Genomic DNA, 24,097 nt, shown 5'->3' with positions numbered 1-24,097 from the left:
ACATTCCGAACCCGGAAGCTAAGCCTCACAGCGCCGATGGTACTGCAGGGGGGACCCTGTGGGAGAGTAGGACGCCGCCGAACAATCATTCAAGAGAAGCCCCTCATCCTCAGGATGGGGGGCTTCTCTGTTGTATGGTCAGTCCGCACCGTTTTCGTACCGTACAGGGAGGCCCCCTCGTGGAGGTCCAGGAGACGCGCGTTCAGACCGACCGCGTCCTCACCATTCCCAACCTGCTGAGCATGGGCCGGCTGGTGGGCGTTCCGATCTTCCTGTGGCTGATTCTCTGGCCGGTGTTCGGGGGGCCGAACAACGACGGTTGGGCGATCGCCATCCTGATGTTGAGCGGGATCAGCGACTACCTGGACGGGAAGCTGGCCCGGCGGTGGGGGCAGATCAGCCGGCTCGGGCAGATCCTCGATCCGGCCGCGGACCGGCTGTACGTGCTGTCGACGCTGGTAGGGCTGACCTGGCGGGAGATCCTGCCCTGGTGGGTCACGGCGATCCTGCTGGCGCGTGAGGTGTTCCTGGGGGCGCTGTTGCCGGTGTTGAGCAAGCACGGGTACGGGCCGCTCCAGGTGAGCTTCCTGGGGAAGGCGGCGACCTTCAACCTGATGTACGCCTTCCCGCTCCTGCTCCTGGGCAGTGGTGACAGCTGGCTGGCGGACACGGCCGCGGTGGTGAGTTGGGCGTTCATCTGGTGGGGCACGGTGCTCTACTGGTGGGCCGGCATCCTGTACGCCGTTCAGGTGCGGCAGCTGGTCAAGGCGGATCGGGCCGTCGCGGCCTGATCGCGGAGAAGTGCGGTGCTCCGGAGGGGCGTGGGACGAGACGAGTCCCACGCCCCTCCGGTGCGTCGAGGGGGACTCAACGGGTAGAGATGCCTGCGGAACGGTTTGATGGAAGCCCGTGCAGGGGTTTTCCAGAGCCGCGAAGGAGGACGCACCCGAATGAAAGCCGTTGTGATGGCAGGGGGCGAGGGAACTCGCCTTCGCCCGATGACCTCGAGCATGCCCAAACCACTGCTGCCGGTGGCGAACCGCCCGATCATGGAGCACGTGCTGAGGCTGCTCAAGCGACACGGCCTCTCGGACACCGTCGTCACCGTGCAGTTCCTCGCCTCCCTGGTGAAGAACTACTTCGGGGACGGTGAAGAACTGGGTATGCACCTCACCTATGCCAATGAGGAGATCCCGCTCGGTACCGCGGGAAGCGTGAAGAACGCGGAGGACGCCCTCCGGGACGATTCGTTCCTGGTGATCTCCGGTGACGCGCTGACCGACTTCAACCTCACCGATCTGATCGAGTTCCACCGGAGCAAGGGCGCGCTGGTGACGGTCTGCCTGACCCGGGTGCCGAACCCGTTGGAATTCGGGATCACCATCACCGACGAGGAGGGCCGGGTCGAGCGGTTCCTGGAGAAGCCGACCTGGGGGCAGGTCTTCTCGGACACCGTGAACACCGGGATCTACGTCATGGAGCCGGAGGTCTTCGACTACGTGGCGGCCGGCGAGGTGGTGGACTGGTCGAGCGACGTCTTCCCGCAGTTGCTCAAGGAGGGCAAGCCGGTCTACGGCTACGTCGCCGAGGGCTACTGGGAGGACGTGGGCACCCACGAGAGCTACGGCAAGGCCCAGGCGGACGTCCTGGAGGGGAAGGTCGACGTCGAGCTGGACGGCTTCGAGATCTCTCCGGGGGTCTGGATCGCCGAGGGGGCCGAGGTGGACCCGGAGGCGGTGCTGCGCGGGCCGCTGTACATCGGGGACTACGCCAAGGTCGAGGCCGGCGTGGAGCTGCGGGAGCACACCGTCCTGGGCTCCAACGTGGTCGTGAAGCGGGGCGCGTTCCTGCACAAGGCGGTGATCCACGACAACGTCTACATCGGGCCGCAGTCCAACCTGCGCGGGTGCGTGGTGGGCAAGAACACCGACGTGATGCGGGCGGCCCGGATCGAGGACGGGGCGGTGATCGGGGACGAGTGCCTGATCGGCGAGGAGTCGATCATCTCGGGCAACGTCCGGGTCTACCCGTTCAAGACCGTCGAGGCCGGTGCCTTCGTCAACACCTCGGTGATCTGGGAGTCCCGCGGGCAGGAGCACCTCTTCGGGGTGCGCGGCGTCTCCGGGATCCTCAACGTGGAGATCACCCCGGAGCTGGCCGTCCGGCTGGCCGGGGCGTACGCCACCACGCTGAAGAAGGGCGCCACCGTCACCATCGCGCGTGACCACTCGCGCGGGGCCCGGGCACTCAAACGGGCGATGATCTCTGCCCTGCAGACCAGCGCGATCGACGTCCGCGACCTGGAGAACGTGCCGATGCCGGTGGCCCGGCAGCACACCGCCCGCGGTGGTGCCGGCGGGATCTTCCTGCGGACCTCGCCCGGGGTGCCGGACTCGCTGGACATCCTGTTCTTCGACGAGCGCGGGGCCGACCTGTCGCAGGCCGGGCAGCGCAAGCTCGACCGGGTGTACGCGCGCCAGGAGTACCGGCGGGCCTTCCCGGGCGAGATCGGGGACCTGCAGCACCCGGCCAGCGTCTTCGACTCGTACGCGGGGAACCTGCTGCGGGCGGTGGACACCCGTGGGGTCCGGGAGGCCGGGCTGAAGGTGGTGGTGGACGCCGCGCACGGCAGTGCCGGGCTGGTGCTGCCCTCGATCCTGGGGCGGCTCGGGGTGGAGGCGCTCACCGTCAGCGGCGGCCTGGACGAGGCGCGGCCGACGGAGGACGCGGAGGAGCGGCGGGCCGGGCTGGCCAGGCTCGGTGAGCTGGTGGCCTCCTCGCGGGCGGCCTTCGGGGTGCGGTTCGACCCCGTCGGCGAGCGGGTCTCCTTCGTGGACGAGCTGGGCCGGGTGATCGAGGACGACCGGGCGTTGCTGGTGCTGCTCGACCTGGTCGCGGCCGAGCGGCGCAGCGGGCAGGTGGCGCTGCCGGTGACCACCACGCGGATCGCCGAACAGGTGGCGGCGTACCACGGCACCCAGGTGATCTGGACGACCACCTCGCCGGACGACCTGGCCAAGGCGGCCGCGGCGGACTCGACGGTCTTCGGCGGGGACGGGCGCGGCGGCTTCGTGGTGCCGGAGTTCAGCGGCGTGCTGGACGGGGCCGCGGCCTTCGTGCGCCTGGTCGGCCTGGTGGCGCGGACCCAGTTGACGCTGAGTCAGATCGACGCGCGGATCCCGCAGGCGCACATCCAGCGGCGGGACATCGCCACGCCGTGGGCGGCCAAGGGCATGGTGATGCGCTCGGTGGTGGAGGCGGCGGGCAACCGGCGGCTGGACACCACCGACGGCGTGCGGGTGGTCGAGGCGGACGGGCGCTGGACGCTGGTGCTGCCGGACCCGGCCGAGGCCGTCACCCACCTGTGGGCGGAGGGCCCGGACGACGCGGCGACGCAGCAGCTGCTCGACGAGTGGGCGGCCGTGGTGGACGGCGCGGGGAGGTAGCCGGGGCGGAACGACCGGGGCGGGCGGTGCGAACCGCCCGCCCCGGGACGTTCCGGTCACGATCGGGTGACCGATCGGGCAGTTCACGGCGGGGGGTGTGCGTTCACCCGGTCGGCGACATGGGACGATGTCTCGCATGCCAGCATCGCCGAGGCCGAACGACCGGGACGGACGCTACGCGCGCCCGGACGCCTCGATGTCCCTGCTGACCAGCGTGATGGACCACGGGCTGGACGAGGGCTACGCCGAGGCCGCCAAGGCACGCGAGGGCCAGGGCCCGAGCCGGATGCCGACCGCGGTGAAGGGCAAGCTGGTGCTGGCCCTCGGGCTGGCGCTGGCCACCACCGTGGTGACCGTCGGGGCGGTGAACACCCAGCAGGCGGCGCCGACCCTGGCCCGTGAGCGGGACGCCCTGGTGCAGCGGGTGCAGGACGCCACCGGCTCGGCCGACCACATGCAGCAGCAGATCCAGGACCTGCGCGGCAAGGTGGAGAAGGCCCAGGGCCAGGCGCTGCAGAGCGACAGCGGCGCGGCGCTGGCCGACCTGGCGGCCCGGGCGGGCACCGCCGAGGTGGTCGGCCCCGGCTTCAGGCTGGTGCTGGAGGACGCCTCGGGCACGGGTGCCGGCGGCAACGTCTCCGACCCGCGTCAGGCCGAGGGCTTCTCGAACACCGGCCGGCTCCGGGACCGCGACCTCCAACTGGTCGTCAACGGCGTCTGGCGGGCCGGGGCGGAGGCCGTCTCGATCAACGGCCAGCGGCTCACCGAGCTCTCCGCGATCCGGGCCGCCGGCGACGCGGTGCTGGTCGACAACCGTCCGCTGGTGCCGCCGTACACGGTGCTGGCGATCGGTGACGGGGCGAAGTTCGGCCAGGCCTTCCAGGACGGCGAGGCCGGGCGCTACCTGAAGATCATTCAGGACAGCTACGGCATCAAGTCCACGCTCACCGTGCAGAAGAAGCTGACGGTGCCGGGCGCGCTCGGCATCACGCTGCGGTACGCGCAGCCCGACACCTCAGGAGCAGCTACCCCGTGATTGCCGTGCTGGGTCTCGTGATCGGCGTGATCGCCGGTCTGATCGTGCAGCCCGAGGTGCCCGACGCCGTGGTGCCGTACCTGCCGATCGCGGTGGTGGCGGCGCTGGACGCGGTGTTCGGCGGCGTCCGGGCGATGCTGGACGGGATCTTCGACGACAAGGTCTTCGTGGTCTCCTTCCTCTCCAACGTGGTGGTGGCCGCGCTGATCGTGTACCTGGGCGACCAGCTCGGGGTGGGGTCGCAGCTCTCCACCGGTGTGGTGGTCGTGCTCGGCATCCGGATCTTCTCCAACGCCGCCGCGATCCGCCGGCACGTGTTCCGGGCCTGAGAGGGGGAGTCGTGGCAGCGGAGGAGAAGAAGCCGGAGCCGGCCCCGGAGGAGCCGGAGCGGCACGACACGCCCGAGCCGACGCCGGAGCCGGAGGCCGTCCGGGAGCCCGAGCCGACACCGGAGCCCCAGCCCGAGCCCGAGGTCTGGCCCGAGCCGGACGTCGTGCCGGAGCCGGCGGCGGTGGCGGAGCCGGTGGACGAGAACACCCCGCGCCGGCGGCTGCGGACCGCGCTCTGGCCGCCGCGCCTGTCGCGCGGTCAGCTCGTGGTGGCCACGCTGCTGTTGGTGCTGGGCTTCGCGCTGGCGGTGCAGGTGCGCTCGACCAACGACCACAGCCAGCTGCGCGGTGCCCGTCAGGAGGACCTGGTCCGCATCCTCGACGAACTGGACAGCCGTCAGCAGCGTCTCCAGCAGGAGAAGACGCAGCTGGAGCAGTCTCTGGCGCAGTTGGAGAACAGCTCCAACCAGGCCAAGGAGGCCCAGGAGCAGACCAGGAAGAAGGCGACGGAGCTCGGGGTGCTGGCAGGTACGGTCCGCGCGACCGGCCCGGGGATCGTGCTGACGATCGATGATCCCCAGCGGCAGGTGAAGGCCGATATGCTGCTGGACACCCTGCAGGAACTCCGAGCCGCAGGGGCGGAGGCGATTCAGATCAACGACGTGCGAGTGGTGGCCGGCAGCTACTTCACCGACAGCGGTGAGGACCGCGTGCAGGTGGACGGCAAGGTCCTGTCCGCCCCGTACCGGTTCACCGTGGTGGGGAACCCGCAGGACCTCACGCCCGCGCTGAACATCCCCGGTGGGGTGGTGCGCAGCCTGGAGAAGCAGAAGGCGCGCGCCACGATCACCCAGGAGCAGAAGGTCGTCGTCGACGCGCTGGCCGCTCCGACGGTCCCTCAGTACGCCAAGCCGGCGGCGAAGTGACGGCCCGACCGACCTACGGTCCGTCAGTTCCGCACCGCCCCCGGTGCGGGCGCGGGCATCCCGGTCGGGGAGACTGGGGCCGAGCGCCCGTCCGATTCCGGCCGTCACCGCGGCCGGCCGCCTGTCCGAACCGCACACCCTGCCCCGCGGGCGGGTCTGTCACACGCAAGGGGATTCGCCCGTGAGTCTGTTCTCGAAGCTGTTCGGCCGCAACAAGAACCGCGCTGCGGCGGTCGAGCAGCCGACCGCCCGCCACCGGGCGGACGAGTCCTCCGTGCCGGGGATGCGTCCCTCGCCGGAGTCGGCGGAGTACGCCGAGCGTCCGCTGTTCCGGGACGGCGGGCAGAATCCGGCGGGTTACGGCGCGTCGGCCGACCAGTCCGGCACTCCGCGCATAGGTTTCCAGTCTGGACCCTCAACCTCTGGTGGAGGGTTCGCCCCGAACGACCCCTATGCCGGTCAGACCCTGCCGGGTGTGGACCTCCAGGAGGCTGTGAACATGGCTGCCGGTCCGAGTCCGTGTCCCCGGTGCGGGAACCGGAACCCCGCCACGGCGCGGTTCTGCTCCAACTGCGGCAACCAGCTGCGAGGCGGCGCTCCGGAGCACTCGGCCGAGGTCACCTCGACCATCTCGATCCACGGCCTGGAGTCCTACGACCCCAACACCACGACCGGCACCGGCGCCACCCCGGCGCTCAACGCCGACGTGCTGGCCGCGATCGACGCGCTGCCGCCGCACTCGGCGCTGCTGATCGTGCAGCGCGGCCCGAACTCGGGCAGCCGCTTCCTGCTGGACAAGGACGTCACCACCGCGGGCCGTCACCCCGAGGGCGACATCTTCCTGGACGACGTCACGGTCTCGCGGCGGCACGTGGAGTTCCGGCGCCGTCCGGGCGGCTTCAGCGTCGCCGACGTGGGCAGCCTGAACGGCACCTACGTCAACCGGGAGCGGATCGACGAGGTCCAGCTGGGCAACGGCGACGAGGTGCAGATCGGCAAGTACCGCCTGGTCTTCTTCGCCAGCCAGCAGCGGGGGTACTGAGACCGCAAGGCCGTTGTCCGGGGGGACTGGATCCGACGTCGGCAGGAGCCCGTGTGACCACCCCTTCCACCACCGAGTCCTCGCCCGTCCCGGGTTCGCGCCGAGCGGGCGAGGCCAGGCGGCGCGGCGACGAACTGCTCAGCATCGGCGCGGTGCTGGCGTTCCTGCGGGACGACTTCCCCGAGGTCACCATCTCGAAGATCCGCTTCCTGGAGGCGGAGGGGCTGGTGGAGCCCCAGCGGACGCCCTCGGGCTACCGCAAGTTCAGCTCCGCGGACCTGGAGCGGCTGGCGTACGTGCTGCGGATGCAGCGCGACCACTACCTGCCGCTGCGGGTGATCCGCGAGCACCTGGACGCGATCGAGCGCGGCGAGGCGCCGCCGGCCCTGCCCGCGCCCGACAACCGGCCGGGCCCGGTGGAGGAGGCGGACCGCGAACTGGTGGCGGTGTCGGCCGGCGGCGGGGTCCGGCTCGGCCGGGCCGAGCTGCTGGCGGCCGCCGAGGCGGGCGAGGGCGAGCTGGCGGAGTGGGAGTCGTACGGGCTGATCGCTCCGGGGCCGGACGGCGGCTACGACGGCGAGGCGCTGCAGGTCGCCCGCCTGGTGGGCGAGTTGGGCCGGTTCGGGCTGGAGCCCCGGCACCTGCGGGCGATGAAGGCGGCGGCCGACCGCGAGGTGGCCCTGGTGGAGCAGGTGGTGGCGCCGCTGCGCCGGCACCGCAATCCGCAGACCAGGGCGCACGCCGAGGCGACCGCGCGGGAGCTGGCCACGCTCTCGGTGCGGCTGCACGCCGCGATGGTGCAGGCGGGGCTGCGGGCCCGGCCGTAGGGCGCGGGCGCAGTGAACGTTGTCCGCTCCTCCGGGCGCCGCTGACCGGCTGCGCTTTCATATCCGGGACCGGGGCCATAGGGTTGCCAGTGTGAATGAGCTCGACGTCGTGGGTGTCCGGGTGGAGATGCCTTCCAATCAGCCGATCGTGCTGCTTCGGGAGGTCGGGGGAGATCGGTACCTGCCGATCTGGATCGGTCCTGGCGAGGCCACCGCGATCGCGTTCGCCCAGCAGGGGATGACGCCGGTCCGGCCGCTGACCCACGACCTGTTCAAGGACGTGCTGGAGGCGCTCGGGCAGGACCTGACCGAGGTCCGGATCAGCGATCTGCGGGACGGCGTCTTCTACGCCGACCTGGTGTTCTCCGGCGGCGTCGAGGTGAGCGCCCGTCCGTCCGACGCGATAGCGCTGGCGCTGCGCACCGGCACGCCGATCTTCGGCGCGGAGGAGGTGCTCGCCGAGGCGGGCATCGCGATCCCGGACGAGCAGGAGGACGAGGTGGAGAAGTTCCGCGAGTTCCTCGACCAGGTCTCGCCGGAGGACTTCGGCGGCCAGCAGTGACGTCCGTCTGACCGGGGAGCAGTAGCCCCCGCTCCGACCGTTGCGCAAATCGGCTTTTGCCAAAGGGCGTCCGCATACCCACACTAGGGGCACGAAAAACCACTCGGCCGGGTGACAAGGTCCCGGTGCCCCGGCGTGGCGATCGTTGACGGGTCCTGGGCGACTGCCTACCGTCAGTTGTGGCCCCGGCGGCACGTGCCGCCGGAAATGACGGCCCATCACGACGGAGCGGACGGAGGTAGGCATGAGCGGCTCTGGCGACGGAGCGGACGGCACCGGCCAGTGCTCCGTGCACGTCCCGCGCTCCGCGCGCACGGTGCTGGAGCGGTCCCGGGAGGACCTGGAGGCCGGGGCGGAGCTGCCGCGGTTCGCGCGCTTCCCCGCGGTGCAGCCGGGCCAGCCGGCCATCGAGCGGCTCGCGCCGAGCTCGGGGCTGATCGGCTACCGCGGACCGACGGCGTGCGCGGCGGCCGGGATCACCTACCGCCAGCTGGACTACTGGGCCCGCACGGGCCTGCTGGAGCCGAGCGTGCGGACGGCCTACCCGGCGAACTCGCAGCGGCTGTACAGCTTCCGGGACATCCTGCTGCTGAAGATCGTCAAGCGGCTGCTGGACACCGGCGTCTCGCTGCAGAACATCCGGATCGCGGTCGGCCACCTGCAGAGCGTCGACGAGGGCGACCTGGCCGGTCTGACCCTGATGTCCGACGGTGCCACGGTGTACGAGTGCACCTCGCCGCAGCAGGTGGTCGACCTGCTGAAGGGCGGTCAGGGCATGTTCGGCATCGCGGTCGGCGCCGTCCGGCAGGAGCTGGAGGGCACGCTCGGGCGGCTGCACGCCGAGCGGACCGACACCGGTGAGACGGTGGTCGGCTACGACCCGGGCGACGAGCTCGCGCAGCGGCGCAACCGGGCGGGCTGACCCGGCGTCACTCCCCGCGGACGACAAGGGGAGAACGCGGGTGCGACGAGTACGACGGCCTCAAGGGGTCAAGCGGGTACGACGGCTGCGGCGGGCGGTGCGCGGCGGAGTGCTGCACGGCCGGGCCGCGCTGGCCCGGCTGCTGCGGAGCCGGGCGACCCAGCGGCGGTGGTTCCAGGCCCTGGCGGTCGGCACGGCGGTCGCCCTGGCACCGATGAGCTGGCTCTGGCTGGCGGCGGGGGACCGGGTCGGCTCGGTGGCCGGGGCCCCGGCGGCGCCGGTGGGCGTGGTCTTCGGGGCCGGGCTCTTCGAGGGGAAGCCCTCGCCGTACCTGGCGCACCGGCTGGACGCGGCGGTGGAGCTGTACCGGCAGGAGAAGATCCAGGCGGTGCTGGTCACCGGCGACAACAGCCGCACCGAGTACGACGAGTCCACCGCGATGAAGACCTACCTGGTCGAGCACGGCGTGCCGGCCCACAAGGTGGTCGAGGACTACGCGGGCTTCGACACCTGGGACTCCTGCACCCGGGCCAAGCACGTCTTCCTGGTCGACCGCGCGGTGCTGATCAGTCAGACCTTCCACGCACGGCGGGTGCTGGCGCTCTGTCAGGCCGCCGGGATCGACTCCTACGCCGTCGGTGTGGACGAGGACCCCAACTCCACCTGGTACTACGGCGGACTGCGGGAGATCCCCGGCGCGGCCAAGGCGGCCTTCGACGCCGCGTTCGAGCCGGACCCGACCTTCTGGGGCGACAAGGAGCACGGCGTCGGGGTGGCGGTGGCCGCGCCGCGCTGACCTGACGCGTCGGCGCCGTCGGCGGCGGGGTTGTCGGTGGGGTGCGGGATGATCGGCGGGTGCGGTCGGTGCCGAGCATTCTCCATCTCGACATGGACGCCTTCTTCGCCGCGGTGGAGCAGGCGGCCAAGCCGAGCCTGCGCGGGAAGCCGGTCATCGTCGGCGGTCTCGGGGTGCGGGGGGTGGTCTCCACCGCCTCGTACGAGGCCCGGAAGTTCGGGGTGCACTCGGCGATGCCGATGGCCCAGGCCCGCCGGCTCTGCCCCAACGCGGCCTTCCTGAGCGGGCGCTACGACGCCTACCGCCAGGTCAGCGAGGTGGTGATGGGCCTGCTGCGGGAGCTCTCCCCGCTGGTCGAGCCGCTCAGCGTGGACGAGGCCTTCGTGGACCTGGAGGCCGGGCCGTACGGTCCGGCGCTGGCTGCGGTGGATCCGGAGGCGGGGGCGGAGATGGCGGTGGCCATCGCCACCGACCTGCGGGCCGACATCGAGGAGCGCACCGGCCTGACCGGCTCGGTCGGGGTGGCCGGCTCCAAGCTGATGGCCAAGATCGCCTCGGAGCAGGCCAAGCCGGACGGGCTGGTGCTGATCGGCGTCGGCCACGAGCGGGCGGTGCTCTCCACCATGTCGGCGCGGGCGCTGCCCGGGATCGGCCCGGCCACCGAGCAGGTGCTGCGCCGGGCGGGGCTGACCACGGTGGCGGACCTGGCGGAGGCCGGGGAGGGCGAGCTGGTCCAGCTGCTGGGCCGGGCGCACGGGGCCGGGGTGCACCAGATGGCGCTGGGCCTGGACGAGCGCCCGGTGGTGCCGGACCGGGACGCCAAGTCCGTCTCGGTCGAGGACACCTTCGAGGTGGACGTGGCGGACCGGGGCCGGGTGCTGCGCGAGATCGACGAGCTGGCGGCCCGCTGCGTCCGCCGCCTGCACGCGGCCGGGCGCTCGGGGCGGACGGTGGTGCTCAAGGTGCGGCGCTTCGACTTCTCCACCATCACCCGCTCCGAGACGCTGCGGTCCCCGACCGACGACCCGGTGGTGATCGCCGAGACGGCACGGCGGCTGGCCCAGCAGGTGGACATCACCGGCGGGGTCCGGCTGCTCGGGGTCGGCGTGGCGCAGCTGGCCGACTTCACCCAGGAGGACCTGTTCGCGCAGGCCGAGCGGGAGGAACGGGCGGCGGAGGCGGCCGGGGCCGCGGAGGAGGACGTGCCGGAGGTGGTGGCGGCCGCGGCGGTCGTGCGGCAGTGGCGGCCGGGGCAGGACGTGACGCACGCTCAGCTCGGGCCCGGATGGGTGCAGGGGAGCGGGGTGGGGCGGGTGACGGTGCGCTTCGAGACGCCGCAGGGCGAGGTGGGGCGGGTGCGGACCTTCGCGGTGGACGATCCCGAGCTGGAGCCCTCGGGGCCGCTGCCGCTGCGGCCGGGGATGGTGCGGCCGGCGGCGGAGGAGGGCGAGCAGGAGGAGGGCGAGCGGGCGGAGGGCGAGGAGGACGACCGGCGTCGGCCGGGTGAGTGGGGGCGGGAATGACGACGGCCCCCGCACCGTGTCCAGCGGTGCGGGGGCCATTCATCCTGCGGCCGCTCGTCCGGGCGCGATGCCCTCGCGTACCGGCGGCGGCCGGAGCCCACCCGCGCGACCCGTCCCTGAGCGCGCGGGTGGTGACGCCTCGTCAGGCGTCGGTCTTCACCAGCTCGGGCGAGGCGGCGGCCTCGGCCGGAGCGGGGGTCTCCTTGATCCGGCGGATCGCGAACGGGACGACGGCGGCCACCAGGCAGACGGCGGCGGCGACCCAGAACGCGTGCTTGTAGGCGTCCAGGGTGGGCAGCTGGACCGGGATCGGCAGCTTCAGGGTGTCGCCGGTCAGGATCGCGGCCATCACGGCGGTGCCGATGGCGCCACCGACGGTGCGCAGCACCGCGTTCATGCCGTTGGCGATGCCGGACTGCTCGGCCGGGACGGCGCCGTTGATGTAGGCGGGCATCGCCGCGTAGGCGAGGCCGACGCCGAGGCCGAAGACGGCCGAGGCGAAGTAGATGTCGCCCTCGGCGGAGTGACGCAGCGCCAGGTAGACCATGGCGGCGGAGCCGAGCACGCCACCGAGGACCAGCGGCAGGCGGGGGCCGCGGCGGGCGATCAGCAGCGCGCCGACCGGGGCGGCGACCATCGAGCCGACGGCGGAGGGCAGCAGCATGACGCCGGCGTGCAGCACGGTGGCGGTGAAGCCGTAGTGGGCCAGCTTCTCGGGGGTCTGGGCGAAGTTGCTGATCACCATGAACGAGCCGTACATGCCGAAGCCGATCAGCAGGCCGGAGATGTTGGTGAAGGCGACGGCCGGACGGGCCATCATCTTCATGTCCACCAGCGGGTGCTTGACCTTGACCTCGATGATCCCCCAGACCAGGGCGATCACGGCGGCGGCGGCGAACAGGCCCAGGGTGCGGTTGGAGGTCCAGCCCCAGGTGTTGCCCTGGGAGACCGCGATCAGCAGGGCGGAGAGCCAGCCGGCCAGGGTGAGGGCACCGAGCGGGTCGGCGCCGCCGTTCTTGTCGACCACCGGGTCGGTCGGGACGCGGACGGCGACCAGGACGACGGCGAGCAGGCCGAAGCCGAGGCCCATCCAGAAGATGGACTTGTAGTCCCAGTGCTCCAGCAGCAGGCCGGTGGCGACCAGGCCGAGGCCGGAGCCGACGCCCATCGAGGCGGAGATGGCCGCGACGCCGCCGGTGACCTTCTCCTTGGGGAGCTCGTCACGGACGATGCTGATCGCCAGCGGCAGTACGCCACCGCCGGCGCCCTGGAGGACGCGGGCGACCACGAGCCAGGTGAACGAGTGGGTGCCGACCGCGAGCGCGGAGCCGGCCACCAGGCCGGCGAGCGAGACCAGCAGCATCGGCTTGCGGCCGCGGAGGTCGCCGAAGCGGCCGAGCAGCGGGGTCAGGACGGCGGCGGACAGCAGGTTCGCCGTCATGAGCCAGGTGATGCTGGAACCGGAGACGTCCAGTTCGCGGGCCAGCGAGGGCAGGATCGGGACGACGGCGGTCTGCACCACGCTGAATGCCAGCATCGCCAGCACCAGGGCGGGGAGCACGCGCGTGCTGCTCGGCCTCACGGGAAGCTTCCTTCGGTTGAAAGTCAAGGGACTGAAGTAACCATGACGGGAGATACTTCAGTGTGTCAAATATTGTCTGGTGAAGCTTTGGCAAAGTGGGGTGCCCTGCCGGGCGGGCGAGGGGCGGAGGGGAGGGGTGAAGCTCTGGCGAAGTGGCCTGGGGCACGTGGGTGGGTTCCGGAAACGGCGAAGCCGCCCCCGGAGGGGCGGCTTCGTGAGGGGATGTCAGGAGGGGCGCAGGGGTTCCGGGCGGCCGGGGGAGGCCTGAGGGGTCGGGGGTACCGGTTCGGTGGTGTCGTCGTGGATCTCGACCTGTTCGCGGCGGAGTTCGTCGTGGATGACGGCCTCCTCGGTGTAGCGCTCGACGACCAGGCGGACGCGTTCGACGGGGGCGAGGTACTTGCGGACGACCGGGCGCTCCTCCCGGAGGGTCACCTCCTCGACGGCCTCGGCGATCTCCTGCTCGCTGAGGGCGGCCCGCTCGGCCTCGGTGACCGGCACCCGTTCGACCCGGACCCGCTCCTTGACCACCGGGACCTTGCGTTCCACCGCCTCGGAGGTGACGTACTTGCGCAGCTTCGCGGTGCCCAGCACGTGCCACTCGGTGGTGACGTCGAGGCGCTCCTCGCGGCAGGTGATCTCGATCGGGCCGCTCGGGGCGTTGCCGGGGACGGTCGGGGTGGTGGGTGCGGCGGACTCGGCCGGCTTGGCGGTGGTGACCGGGGCGGCCGGCATCTCGGAGGTGGCGGTGAAGGCCATCGGGGCGGCCGTCATGGTCGGGGCGGTGGTGGTCGCGTTCACGCTGCTGCTTTCCTTGGTGGTGCCGATGGTGCCGAAGTCGAGGTCCTTGACGGCGTCCGTGCCGTTGGCGGCCACGGCGGCGGCCGCCACCGGGGCGGCGACGGGCATGCCGGTCTCCAGGCCGTAGTAGCGGTAGAGCTGCAGTTCCTGCGCCGGGGAGAGGTGCTGGCCGACGCCGAAGTCGGGCGAGTCCTTGATCAGTGACTTGTCGTAGGGGACCCGGAGCTCCTCGCCGGAGAACTCACTGGTGGTCAGCGGGACGAACGCGTCCCGGCCGAAGATCCCCGTGCGGACGGCCGCCCACTCGGGTTCGCCGGTCGCGTCGTCGAGGTAGACCTCGTCGACGGTGCCGATCTTGTCACCGTTCCGGTCGACCGCCTTGTGCCCGATCAGGTCTCGCGGGTCGATGTCGGTCTGCACGCTGTCCTCCAGAGGAGAGGTACGAAAGCACCCCTGACACTCCGTCAGGGGGCGGTCGGCAGAGCTGCCCGGCCGCACTTCACACGAAAAGCCATCAATCGGACGTCGGCCATTCGAACGCCGCCGTTGGGGAGGGGATGGGGCCGTTCGAGGGCGGGTCGGGAGCGGCCGGAGTGCGCCGGGGGCGCCCGTGATCTGCGGCGCGACCGCTGGTACCCTGGGCGCGACTGCCGAGCCCGCTCGGGAGAGTCCCCTCCGCCTCGGTGGAGCAGGGCGCCGAAGGAGCAAACCCTCCCCGGAATCTCTCAGGCATCCGTACCGTGCGGGGTAGGTCACTCTGGAAAGCAGGGCAGGACCGACGGCGAGGGAGCCGGCGGGCCCCACCCTCACCGACGGTGCAAGCCGACGGGCGGCCGCGGGCCGCCACGTGCGGGCGAAGCTCTCAGGTACCGATGACAGAGGGGGAGGCCTGACGGGTTCGTGCGTTTCGAGGCCCCCGCTGTCCCACGGCGGCGTTGGCCGACGGCGTGCGTACCCCCGCCGGTCCGTGACCAGGAGGCCTCGACCCCCATGAACGCCAAGCCGACCCTCACCGAGCTCGAACTCGCGAGCCCGTTCGAGAACCGTCACATCGGCCCCGACGCCGCCGCCCAGGAGAAGATGCTGGCGCACGTCGGCTACGGCTCGCTGGACGAGCTGTCCGACGCCGCCGTGCCGGACGCCATCAAGAGCCTCACCGCCCTCGGCCTGCCCGCCGGCCGCAGCGAGGCCCAGGTGCTCGCCGAGCTGCGCGAGCTGGCCGGGCGCAACACCGTCCTGCAGTCGATGATCGGCCTCGGTTACTACGGCACCTTCACCCCGCCGGTGATCCTGCGCAACGTGCTGGAGAACCCGGCCTGGTACACCGCCTACACCCCGTACCAGCCGGAGATCTCGCAGGGCCGCCTGGAGGCCCTGATCAACTTCCAGACCGTGGTCGCCGACCTGACCGGCCTGGACACCTCCGGCTCCTCGCTGCTCGACGAGGGCACCGCGGCCGCCGAGGCGATGTCGCTGGCCCGTCGCGTCACCAAGGTCAAGGGCGGCGTCTTCCTGGTCGACGCCGACACCCTGCCGCAGACCATCGCGGTCATCGAGACCCGCGCCGAGCCGACCGGTGTCGAGGTGGTCGTCGCCGACCTGTCCGCCGGCATCCCGGCCGAGATCGCCGAGCGCGGCGTCTTCGGCGTGCTGCTCCAGTACCCCGGTGCCTCCGGCGAGGTCCGCGACCTCGCCCCGGTGATCGAGCAGGCCCACGGCCTCGGCGCGGTCGTCGCGGTTGCCGCCGACCTGCTGGCCCTCACCCTGCTGAAGTCCCCGGGCTCGCTCGGCGCCGACATCGCCTGCGGCACCTCGCAGCGCCTCGGCGTGCCGATGGGCTTCGGCGGCCCGCACGCCGGCTACCTGGCCGTCAAGGCCGCGTACGCCCGCAACCTGCCCGGCCGCCTGGTCGGCGTCTCGGTGGACGCCGACGGCAACCGGGCCTACCGCCTGGCCCTGCAGACCCGCGAGCAGCACATCCGCCGCGAGAAGGCCACCTCCAACATCTGCACCGCCCAGGTGCTGCTGGCCGTCATGGCCTCCATGTACGCGGTCTACCACGGCCCGGACGGCCTGGCCGAGATCGCCCGCCGCACCCACCGCTTCGCGGCCGCGCTGGCCGAGGGCCTGCGGGCGGGCGGCGTGGAGCTGACCAGCGGTCAGTTCTTCGACACCGTCACGGCGAAGGTCCCGGGCAAGGCCGCCGAGATCGCCGCCGCCGCGCGGGCCAACGGCATCAACCTCTACCAGGCGGACGAGGACACCCTCTCGATCTCCTGCGACGAGACCACCACCCGCGAGCACCTGGCCGGCGTCTGGGCCGCCTTCGGCGTCACCGCCGAGGTCACCGAGACCGCCGACGCGCTGCCCGCCGCGCTGCTGCGCGACGACGAGTACCTCACCCACCCGGTCTTCCACAGCCACCGCTCGGAGACCGCGATGCTGCGCTACCTGCGCCGCCTCTCGGACCGGGACTACGCGCTGGACCGCGGCATGATCCCGCTGGGCTCCTGCACCATGAAGCTCAACGCCACCACCGAGATGGAGCCGGTCACCTGGCCCGAGTTCGGCCAGCTGCACCCCTTCGCGCCGGTCGACCAGGCCGAGGGCTTCCTGACGCTGATCCGCGGCCTGGAGCAGCAGCTGGTGGAGGTCACCGGCTACGACGCCGTGTCGATCCAGCCGAACGCCGGTTCGCAGGGCGAGCTGGCGGGTCTGCTGGCGGTCCGCGCGTACCACCGCGCGAACGGCGACGTCGAGCGCGACGTGTGTCTGATCCCCTCGTCGGCGCACGGCACCAACGCGGCCTCCGCGGTGATGGCCGGGATGCGGGTCGTCGTGGTCAAGACCCTGCCGGACGGTGACGTGGACGTCGCCGACCTGAAGGCGAAGATCGAGCAGCACCGCGACCAGCTCTCGGTGCTGATGGTCACCTACCCGTCGACCCACGGCGTGTACGAGACCGAGATCACCGAGATCTGCGCGGCCGTGCACGAGGCCGGCGGCCAGGTGTACGTCGACGGCGCCAACCTCAACGCGCTGGTCGGCCTGGCCAAGCCGGGCAAGTTCGGCGCGGACGTCTCGCACCTGAACCTGCACAAGACCTTCTGCATCCCGCACGGCGGCGGCGGCCCGGGCGTCGGCCCGGTCGCGGTCCGCTCGCACCTGGCCCCGTACCTGCCGAACCACCCGCTCCAGGCGGAGGCCGGCCCGGCCACCGGCGTCGGCCCGATCTCGGCCGCCCCGTGGGGCTCGGCCGCGATCCTGCCGATCTCCTGGTCGTACGTCCGGCTGATGGGCGGCGAGGGCCTCAAGCGCGCCACCCAGGTCGCGGTGCTGAACGCCAACTACATCGCCAAGCGGCTCGCCCCGCACTTCCCGGTGCTCTACACCGGTCCGGGCGGGCTGGTCGCGCACGAGTGCATCATCGACCTGCGTCCGCTCAGCAAGGAGACGGGCGTGACGGTGGACGACATCGCCAAGCGCCTGATCGACTACGGCTTCCACGCGCCGACCATGTCGTTCCCGGTCGCGGGGACGCTGATGATCGAGCCGACCGAGTCGGAGGACCTGCACGAGATCGACCGCTTCTGCGAGGCGATGATCGCGATCCGCGGCGAGATCGAGAAGGTCGGCTCGGGCGAGTGGCAGGCGGAGGACAACCCGCTGCGGAACGCTCCGCACACCGCGGCGGCGCTGGCCGGTGACTGGGAGCACGCGTACACCCGCCAGGAGGCGGTCTTCCCGGCGGGCGTCAACCCGGCGGACAAGTACTGGCCGCCGGTGAGCCGGATCGACGGTGCTTACGGGGACCGGAACCTGGTCTGCTCCTGCCCGCCGCTGGACGAGTACGGCAGCTGAGGCAGCGCCGCCTCGGCGGCGGCGAGCCCGGGGCGCGAGCCACACGCGGACCTAGGGGCGCGGGGAACTGCGCGAGGGTGGAACGGCAGCACCTGCAACTGGCTGATGGTGGGTCAGTTGCAGGTGGGCCGCCTCCCGAAGCGCGCAGTTCCCCGCGCCCCTGTTCGCTTGCCCTGCCGCCGGTTGGTGGAGAGGACTTGCGCGCCCGCGCGGCGGAGCCGCAGATCGAGAGGGGTCTCGCGCCCCTTGGCGTCTGCCCTGGCGGGCCGTCAGGCGGAGACCAGGGGGCGGCGGGGGGCGATGATGCGGCCGTCGGGGAGGAGTTCGCCGGTGTCCTCGAAGAGGAGGACGCCGTTGCACAGGAGGCTCCAGCCCTGGTCGGGGTGGAAGGCCATCGGGACGGCGGCCTCGCGGTCGGTGGACAGTGCGGACGGACACTCAGGCTGGTGCTGGCACATCGTCGTACCCTCGCTTCAGATTCCCCTGACCGGCCCAGGTGTGAACCGGCGCTCCGACGGGTAGGACTGACGGCCCCCCGCGTCGGTTCCCAGTGTCGTCATCCCGAGGCCTTCCCGCAGCGATTTCGTGACATGCGCCACAAGCGGTGCCCAGGGATCACCCGTTCAGATGGAAAAGGGGCCACTGCCGCCCGACCGGAAGGTCGCGCGGCAGTGGCCCTTTCGGGTGAAGGGGTGTCAGGAACGCCCGGCGGGTGCGAGCGGGCGGGCGAGCAGGGCGAGCAGCTCGCCGGCGGGGTAGACGCGGTGGGCGGTGACGCCGAGCGGGGCCGGGGCGAGGGGGATGAGGAGGTCCACCGAGGGGCCCGGGTCGGGGTGGTGGAGCCAGAGGGCGGTGGCGTAGTGGCCGGGGATGGAGAGCAGTCGGGGGTGGTGCCGGGTGCGGGCGGAGATGGCGATCTGGTGGGCCTGGCGCAGGGCGCGCAGGGTGGAGTCCAGGTAGGGGCCGGCGGTGAAGTGCGAGAAGGCGTGGTGCTGTTCGGCCGTCTCGGTGACTTCGGCGGCGGCCACGGGGCCGCCGACGCCGGCTTCGACCAGGAACCGCCAGCCCGTCCGGCGGGCGCCGGCCAGGGGGGCGCCGGGCTCGTCGAGGACGTGCACCGCGAGCGGGTGGGTCGGGTGCAGCCGCTCGTCCCCCTCGCCGCCTGCGAGCGGGACGAGGGGGCCGAGCGCCGACTCACAGTCGAGCGCGCCGAGGACGGCGCGCAGGGCGCTCGGCGGTGGCTGGGGGGTCTGCAGGGTCATGGTGGGTCGCCTCTCCGTGCTGGAAACGGCGTGCGAGTGCGGCATACCGGCTGGTGGGTCGTGGACCCGGGCCGTGTCCGGTTGGGCATGGTCGCTTGCGGGCGCGGGCCTGCCGCTCGAAGGTCCTTCGGGGGCGGCGGGTGCCGGGCGGGAGCTGTGCGAATCCTGCTCGAACGGATGCACAGGGTGACTTTCTTATCACATTCGGTGCCTGGCGGCAAGTCGGGATTCTTCTGACGTGTCGTCAGGAACCTTGTTCGACAACCGCGTTAGGGCAGGAGGCTAGGGATCTTCGGGGTGGGCATGATGCAGGGACCGTTCGGCTAGGTGGAGGGGCACCCATGGGCGAGAAGGTCGTCGCGACGCGTGCGGAACTGTCCGACCGGCAGTTGTACCGGCGCAAGCTCCAGTCCTGTCTGGACGCCTTGGAGCGGATGCTGCGCGAGGGCCGCTTCGACCGTCCGCGGGCCATGGTGGGGCTGGAGATCGAGCTCAACCTGGCCGATGACCTGGGGCGTCCGGTGATGCGGAACGAGCAGGTGCTCTCCTCGATCGCCTCGGGCGACTTCCAGACCGAGCTGGGCCAGTTCAACATCGAGGTGAACATCGCGCCCCGCCGACTCACCGGCCACGTGCTGGACGAGCTGCGCGAGGAGATCGACACCGGGCTGCGGTACGCGGACCGCAAGGCCGAGGAGGTGGGCGCCCGGATCGTCATGGTCGGGATCCTGCCGACCCTCGACCTGGACCACACCGGGCTGGACGCGATGTCCCACAACGACCGGTACACCCTGCTCAGCGACCAGATACTGGCCGCCCGGGGCGAGGACATCGCGCTGGACATCGAGGGGGTGGAGCGGCTCAGCGTGGAGTCGGTCTCGATGGTGGCCGAGGCCGCCGCCACCTCGCTGCAGCTGCACCTCCAGGTGACCCCGGAGCGCTTCGCCCCGGTGTGGAACGCGGCCCAGGCGATCTCCTCGGTGCAGTTGGCACTCGGGGCCAACTCGCCCTTCCTGTTCGGCCGGGAGCTCTGGCGGGAGACCAGGCCGGTGCTCTTCCAACAGGCCTGCGACACCCGTTCGGCGGAGCTCAAGGCCCAGGGCGTGCGCCCCATCACCTGGTTCGGGGAGCGCTGGGTGAACTCCGCGCTGGAGCTCTTCGAGGAGAACCAGAAGTACTTCCCGGCCCTGCTGCCGATCTGCGACGACGAGGACCCGGTCAAGGTGCTGGCCTCCGGCGGCATCCCCCGGCTGGCCGAGATGCGGCTCCACAACGGCACCATCTACCGCTGGAACCGGCCGGTCTACGACGTCGCCGACGGCGTGCCGCACCTGCGGGTGGAGAACCGCTGCCTGCCGGCCGGGCCGACGGTGGTGGACACCCTGGCCAACGCCGCCTTCTACTACGGGCTGGTCCGGGTGCTGGCCGAGCAGCCCAGGCCGATCTGGTCCAGGCTCGCCTTCGAGCAGGCCGACGAGAACTTCCACACCGCCGCCCGGTACGGCATCGACGCGGTGCTGCACTGGCCGAAGTCCGGGCGCGGAGCCCGGGGCACCGTGCCGGTGGCCGCCACCGAGCTGGTCCTGAACGAGCTGCTCCCGATGGCCCGTCAGGGGCTGGACGACTGGGGCGTGGAGCCGGGGGACCGGGACCGCTACCTCGGCATCATCGAGCAGCGCTGTCTGCGCAGGACCAACGGCGCGGCCTGGCAGGCGGCCACCGTGCACCGGCTGCGCGACCACTACGGGATGGACCGGGGTTCGGCCATCGCGGCCATGACGCGCCGTTACATGGAGCACTCCCGCACCGGCGAGCCCGTCCACACCTGGCCGGTCGGCTGAGCGGGGTGGCGGACCGTCAGGTTGTCTAGACAATCTCGCCTCCGGCCCGTCACGTGATCATTGTTGTCTGTACACCTCGGGCGCTTAGACATGGGCGGGTCCGGGCCGGAACGCGGCCGGGAGCCGAACGAGGAGCACCCCCTGATGAGTCCCGAAGTCTCGCGCCGCACCCTGCTCGGCGGCGCGGCCGCGGCCGCCGTCCTGTCCGCCCTGCCGCTCAGCGTCCGGGAGGCGCTGGCCGCCCCGGCCAAGCCGGGGAAGCTGGCGGACATCCAGCACGTGGTGGTGCTGATGCAGGAGAACCGGGCGTTCGACCACTACTTCGGCACCCTGTCCGGGGTGCGCGGCTTCGGGGACCGGGCGGCGGTGCGCGGGGTCAACGGCCGCTCGGTGCTGCACCAGCCGGACGCCTCCCGGAAGGAGGGGTACCTGCTGCCGTTCGCGATGAACGCCGCGCACACCAACGCGTACCAGCAGGGCGCCCCGGCCTTCGGCTTCGTGGACTCGATGAAGGCGTGGAACGACGGCCTGGCCGACGGCGCCGTCTCCCGCCGCTCCTCCGGCTGGCTCGGCCAGGGCTACTACGAGCCCGCCGACATGCCGTTCTACTCGGCGATCGCCTCGGTCTTCACCACCTGCGACCACTACTTCGCCTCGGTGCAGTGCAACACCAACACCAACCGCGACCACTTCATGACCGGCACCAGCGGCGGCACCGTGCGGGACGTGCCGGTGACGGACAACACCGAGATCCCCGGCGGCTACGAGTGGACCACCTACGCCGAGCGGCTGGAGGCGGCCGGCGTCAGCTGGCGGACGTACCAGGCGCTGGACAACTACGACGACAACGCGCTGGCCTGGTTCGCCCCGTTCGTGAAGGCCAAGCCGGGCGAGCCGCTGTACGAGCGCGGGATGAAGATGGTCGGTGATCCGGCCAAGAAGGGCGACCCGTTCGCGATGGGCGACGCGCTGGTGGAGGCCTTCGCCGCCGACGTCCAGGCCGACCGGCTGCCGCAGGTCTCCTGGCTGGTCGCGCCCGCCGCGCTCTCCGAGCACGCCAACTACGCGCCGCCGAACGGCGAGCACCTGACGGCCCGGCTGCTCTCGGCGCTGGCGGCCAAGCCCGAGGTCTGGGCCAAGACCGTCTTCATCCTCAACTACGACGAGCACGGCGGCTTCTTCGACCACCTGCTGCCCCCGGTGCCGCCGCTGGCCGCCGGACGCGGTGCCTCGACGGTGCCGGTGGACGGCGAGGTGGTGGTGCGGGTCTCCAAGGGCGGCTCGACCTACCACCGGGTGGTCGGCCAGGACGGCCGGTACCGGGTGAAGGCCGCCGACGGCTCGCTGACCTGGGCCGACGCGCTGCCGACCGGGGAGAAGCTGGAGTCCGGCCCCTACCCGATGGGCCTGGGCGTGCGGGTGCCGATGGTGGTGGTCTCGCCCTGGACCCGCGGCGGGGTGGTGGACTCCACCGTCTACGACCACACCTCGGTGCTGCGCTTCCTGGAGCGGCGCTTCGGCGTGGCCGAGCCCAACATCAGCCCCTGGCGCCGGGCCGTCACCGGTGACCTCACCTCCGTCTTCGACTTCTCCGGCGAGGACCCGGTCTGGCCGCAGCTGCCCGACACGGCCGGCAACCGGCAGAAGGTCACCGACACCGGCAAGCTGCCGGCCCCGACCGTGCCCAGCCCGCAGCGGACGCCCCGTCAGCAGGCCGGCACCCGCACCGCCCGGCCGACCCCGTACAACCTCAAGCTGAAGCCGAGGGTGAGGGACGGCCTGCTCACCCTGGACCTGGCCAACCACGGCAAGCAGGGCGCGGTGCTCGCCGCCTACCCCGCGCCCGGCCTGGCGCCCCGCCACTACACGGTGGGCGCCAAGGAGAAGCTCTCCGACAGCTGGCCGGTCGGCCCCGAGGGCTACGACCTGCGGGTGCACGGGCCGAACGGCGCGCTCTGGCACCTGCGCGGCGACGCGGCCGCGCAGTACGAGGTCGAGCTCTTCCCGGAGTCCGGCGCCGAGCGGGTGCTGGAGTTCCACCTGATCAACCGCTCGAAGAGCCCGCAGACCTTCCTGATCGGCGACCTCGCGTACGGCGGCGGCGTGCAGGAGGTCCGGATCACCGGGCAGGACACCAGGCCGGTGCGGGTCAAGGTCGGCCGCGAGGGCTGGTACGACGTGGCGGTGGGCGTGCAGGGCGACCTGACGTTCCGTCGGCGCTACGCCGGGCGGATGCCCGGGCAGGAGCAGGGCGTGACCGACCCGGCGATGGGCCTGGCGGACGCGCTCACCCTGGACGTGGCGCTCGGCGCCGCCTCGGCCACCATCGACGAGGCGATCGTGCTGCCGGGCCGGCCGGCCCGGGTGAAGGCCACCTTCACCGCCGCCTCGACGCTGTCCGGGCTGGAGGCGAAGCCGGTGGTCCCGCCGGGCTGGACCGTCCGCGAGGTCACCGCCGCCCCGGCCGCGCTGGCCGAGGGCGCCACCGCCACCGCCGAGTGGGAGGTGCTGCCGCCGGCCGTGCTGCCGGACGGCGCCGCGCACCGCCTGCTGGTCACCGCCCGGGCCCGCTCGGGCCAGCGCTTCGTGCTGGCCGACGGCGAACTGGCCGCCCGCACCGCCCCGGTGATGACCGGTCACCTGCTGGACCAGGACTTCGAGGAGCTGGCCCCGCTGCTCGCCCCGGTCGGCGCCGTCTCCGGCTGGACGGCGCAGGCGCCCCGGGGCTGGTCGGTGGTGAACGCCCCCGGCATGCCGCAGGGCACCGCCCGGCTGCAGGGCTGGACCTTCCACACCAAGCGGGCCTGGTCCAACCCGGCCGGGCAGGACCGGGGCAACTTCACCCGGGGCCTCGGCGTGCTGGCCGTCGCCGACCCGGACGACTGGGACGACACCGGCGCGCCGTCCGGCAAGGGGAAGTTCGACTCCACCCTGGTCTCCCCGGCGGTGGCGATCCCGGCGGGCGTCGGCACGCTGTACCTGGGCTTCGACTCGCACTACCGGCAGGAGGCCCCGCAGAAGGCCGCCGTGACGGCGGTCTTCGACACCGGGCAGGAGGTCCGCCTGGTGCACTACAGCTCGGACGCGACCGGGAACGACAACGCGGGCAAGGACGTCCAGAACAGCTTCGTGGCCCGGCAGTTCGCCGTCCCGGCGGGCGCGGCCTCGGTGACCCTGAAGTTCCGGATGTACGACGCGGGCAACAACTGGTTCTGGGCGGTGGACCACGTCCGCCTGGACCGGGCGCCGATCAAGGGCTGATCGAGGGCTGACCCGCTCTCAGGAGCGTGTGCGAGGATGATCGACCCGGCCGCCCGGCCGGGTCGGTCGTTCCTCGTGGG

At 72.1% G+C, this 24,097-nt stretch carries 18 protein-coding genes, 1 rRNA gene and 1 riboswitch; of the genes, 15 read left to right on the top strand and 4 right to left on the bottom strand.

The window, feature by feature from the left end; genetic code table 11:
• The 12 genes from rrf to ACWEPF_RS30910 all read left to right on the top strand — a co-directional run.
• Positions 1-83, top strand: a 5S ribosomal RNA gene (gene rrf / locus ACWEPF_RS30965); the annotation flags it as partial.
• A 96-nt stretch (positions 84-179) separates the two neighbouring features.
• A complete protein-coding gene (locus ACWEPF_RS30960) occupies positions 180-791 on the top strand; it encodes a CDP-alcohol phosphatidyltransferase family protein (RefSeq protein ID WP_380148359.1) in 612 nt (203 codons plus the stop codon).
• Between the two features lie 159 nt (positions 792-950).
• Complete coding sequence (locus ACWEPF_RS30955) at positions 951-3,446, top strand: sugar phosphate nucleotidyltransferase (RefSeq protein ID WP_380148361.1); 2,496 nt, start codon at positions 951-953, stop codon at positions 3,444-3,446.
• A gap of 136 nt (positions 3,447-3,582) precedes the next feature.
• Positions 3,583-4,482, top strand: coding sequence for a DUF881 domain-containing protein (locus tag ACWEPF_RS30950; RefSeq protein WP_380148363.1), 900 nt, complete (start codon positions 3,583-3,585; stop codon positions 4,480-4,482).
• Positions 4,479-4,811 (top strand): small basic family protein, encoded by a 333-nt coding sequence (locus ACWEPF_RS30945; protein WP_380148365.1) that lies wholly within the window; start codon positions 4,479-4,481, stop codon positions 4,809-4,811. The genes ACWEPF_RS30950 and ACWEPF_RS30945 overlap by 4 nt, the downstream gene beginning before the upstream one ends.
• An 11-nt stretch (positions 4,812-4,822) precedes the next feature.
• Complete coding sequence (locus tag ACWEPF_RS30940; RefSeq protein ID WP_452175166.1) at positions 4,823-5,737, top strand: DUF881 domain-containing protein; 915 nt, start codon at positions 4,823-4,825, stop codon at positions 5,735-5,737.
• Between the two features lie 181 nt (positions 5,738-5,918).
• Complete coding sequence (locus ACWEPF_RS30935) at positions 5,919-6,779, top strand: FHA domain-containing protein (protein ID WP_452175165.1); 861 nt, start codon at positions 5,919-5,921, stop codon at positions 6,777-6,779.
• Positions 6,780-6,913: 134 nt separating this feature from the next.
• Entirely contained in the window at positions 6,914-7,606 is a 693-nt protein-coding gene (gene ftsR / locus ACWEPF_RS30930; protein WP_380148673.1) for a transcriptional regulator FtsR, read from the top strand.
• A 91-nt stretch (positions 7,607-7,697) separates the two neighbouring features.
• Positions 7,698-8,168, top strand: a complete 471-nt coding sequence (locus tag ACWEPF_RS30925) for a bifunctional nuclease family protein (RefSeq protein WP_380148371.1) — start codon at positions 7,698-7,700, stop codon at positions 8,166-8,168.
• A 244-nt stretch (positions 8,169-8,412) separates the two neighbouring features.
• On the top strand, positions 8,413-9,090 hold the full coding sequence (locus ACWEPF_RS30920; protein WP_452175164.1) for a MerR family transcriptional regulator: 678 nt from the start codon (positions 8,413-8,415) through the stop codon (positions 9,088-9,090).
• Between the two features lie 40 nt (positions 9,091-9,130).
• Entirely contained in the window at positions 9,131-9,886 is a 756-nt protein-coding gene (locus ACWEPF_RS30915; protein ID WP_452175163.1) for a SanA/YdcF family protein, read from the top strand.
• Positions 9,887-9,945: 59 nt separating this feature from the next.
• A complete protein-coding gene (locus tag ACWEPF_RS30910; protein ID WP_452175162.1) occupies positions 9,946-11,409 on the top strand; it encodes a DNA polymerase IV in 1,464 nt (487 codons plus the stop codon).
• Positions 11,410-11,551: 142 nt separating this feature from the next.
• On the opposite strand, the gene ACWEPF_RS30905 is transcribed toward ACWEPF_RS30910, so the two are convergent.
• Positions 11,552-12,991, bottom strand: coding sequence for an MFS transporter (locus ACWEPF_RS30905; RefSeq protein WP_452175161.1), 1,440 nt, complete (start codon positions 12,989-12,991; stop codon positions 11,552-11,554).
• A gap of 225 nt (positions 12,992-13,216) precedes the next feature.
• The gene (locus ACWEPF_RS30900) at positions 13,217-14,212 is read right to left on the bottom strand and encodes a PRC and DUF2382 domain-containing protein (protein WP_452175160.1); all 996 of its coding nucleotides are present in this window, start codon (positions 14,210-14,212) and stop codon (positions 13,217-13,219) included.
• A 231-nt stretch (positions 14,213-14,443) separates the two neighbouring features.
• Positions 14,444-14,543: riboswitch (glycine riboswitch) on the top strand.
• Positions 14,544-14,782: 239 nt separating this feature from the next.
• On the opposite strand from ACWEPF_RS30900, the gene gcvP reads away from it, so the two are divergent.
• Positions 14,783-17,653, top strand: a complete 2,871-nt coding sequence (gene gcvP / locus ACWEPF_RS30895) for an aminomethyl-transferring glycine dehydrogenase (protein WP_452175159.1) — start codon at positions 14,783-14,785, stop codon at positions 17,651-17,653.
• Between the two features lie 269 nt (positions 17,654-17,922).
• Here gcvP and ACWEPF_RS30890 read toward each other — a convergent pair whose 3' ends face one another.
• The gene (locus ACWEPF_RS30890) at positions 17,923-18,111 is read right to left on the bottom strand and encodes a DUF5999 family protein (protein ID WP_396291186.1); all 189 of its coding nucleotides are present in this window, start codon (positions 18,109-18,111) and stop codon (positions 17,923-17,925) included.
• A gap of 237 nt (positions 18,112-18,348) precedes the next feature.
• Positions 18,349-18,915, bottom strand: coding sequence for a hypothetical protein (locus tag ACWEPF_RS30885; RefSeq protein WP_345280582.1), 567 nt, complete (start codon positions 18,913-18,915; stop codon positions 18,349-18,351).
• A 341-nt stretch (positions 18,916-19,256) separates the two neighbouring features.
• Here ACWEPF_RS30885 and ACWEPF_RS30880 point away from each other — a divergent pair, with 341 nt between their 5' ends.
• Both ACWEPF_RS30880 and ACWEPF_RS30875 read left to right on the top strand, forming a co-directional pair.
• Positions 19,257-20,756 (top strand): glutamate--cysteine ligase, encoded by a 1,500-nt coding sequence (locus ACWEPF_RS30880; RefSeq protein WP_452175158.1) that lies wholly within the window; start codon positions 19,257-19,259, stop codon positions 20,754-20,756.
• Between the two features lie 144 nt (positions 20,757-20,900).
• Positions 20,901-24,017, top strand: a complete 3,117-nt coding sequence (locus tag ACWEPF_RS30875; RefSeq protein ID WP_452175157.1) for a phosphocholine-specific phospholipase C — start codon at positions 20,901-20,903, stop codon at positions 24,015-24,017.
• Positions 24,018-24,097: the final 80 nt, after the last annotated feature.

The sequence above is a fragment of the Kitasatospora sp. NPDC004289 genome (assembly GCF_053602875.1).
Note: the sequence above shows the minus strand (reverse complement) of the source record. Positions and strands in the feature narration are given on the sequence as shown.

Excerpts from the sequence above, each read along its gene's own strand:
- ACWEPF_RS30920 (WP_452175164.1), top strand. The coding sequence starts at position 8,413 with ATGAGCGGCTCTGGCGACGGAGCGGACGGCACCGGCCAGTGCTCCGTG.
- ACWEPF_RS30880 (WP_452175158.1), top strand. The coding sequence starts at position 19,257 with ATGGGCGAGAAGGTCGTCGCGACGCGTGCGGAACTGTCCGACCGGCAG.
- ACWEPF_RS30875 (WP_452175157.1), top strand. The coding sequence starts at position 20,901 with ATGAGTCCCGAAGTCTCGCGCCGCACCCTGCTCGGCGGCGCGGCCGCG.
- ACWEPF_RS30950 (WP_380148363.1), top strand. The coding sequence starts at position 3,583 with ATGCCAGCATCGCCGAGGCCGAACGACCGGGACGGACGCTACGCGCGC.
- ACWEPF_RS30955 (WP_380148361.1), top strand. The coding sequence starts at position 951 with ATGAAAGCCGTTGTGATGGCAGGGGGCGAGGGAACTCGCCTTCGCCCG.
- gcvP (WP_452175159.1), top strand. The coding sequence starts at position 14,783 with ATGAACGCCAAGCCGACCCTCACCGAGCTCGAACTCGCGAGCCCGTTC.
- ACWEPF_RS30885 (WP_345280582.1), bottom strand. The coding sequence starts at position 18,915 with ATGACCCTGCAGACCCCCCAGCCACCGCCGAGCGCCCTGCGCGCCGTC.
- ACWEPF_RS30890 (WP_396291186.1), bottom strand. The coding sequence starts at position 18,111 with ATGTGCCAGCACCAGCCTGAGTGTCCGTCCGCACTGTCCACCGACCGC.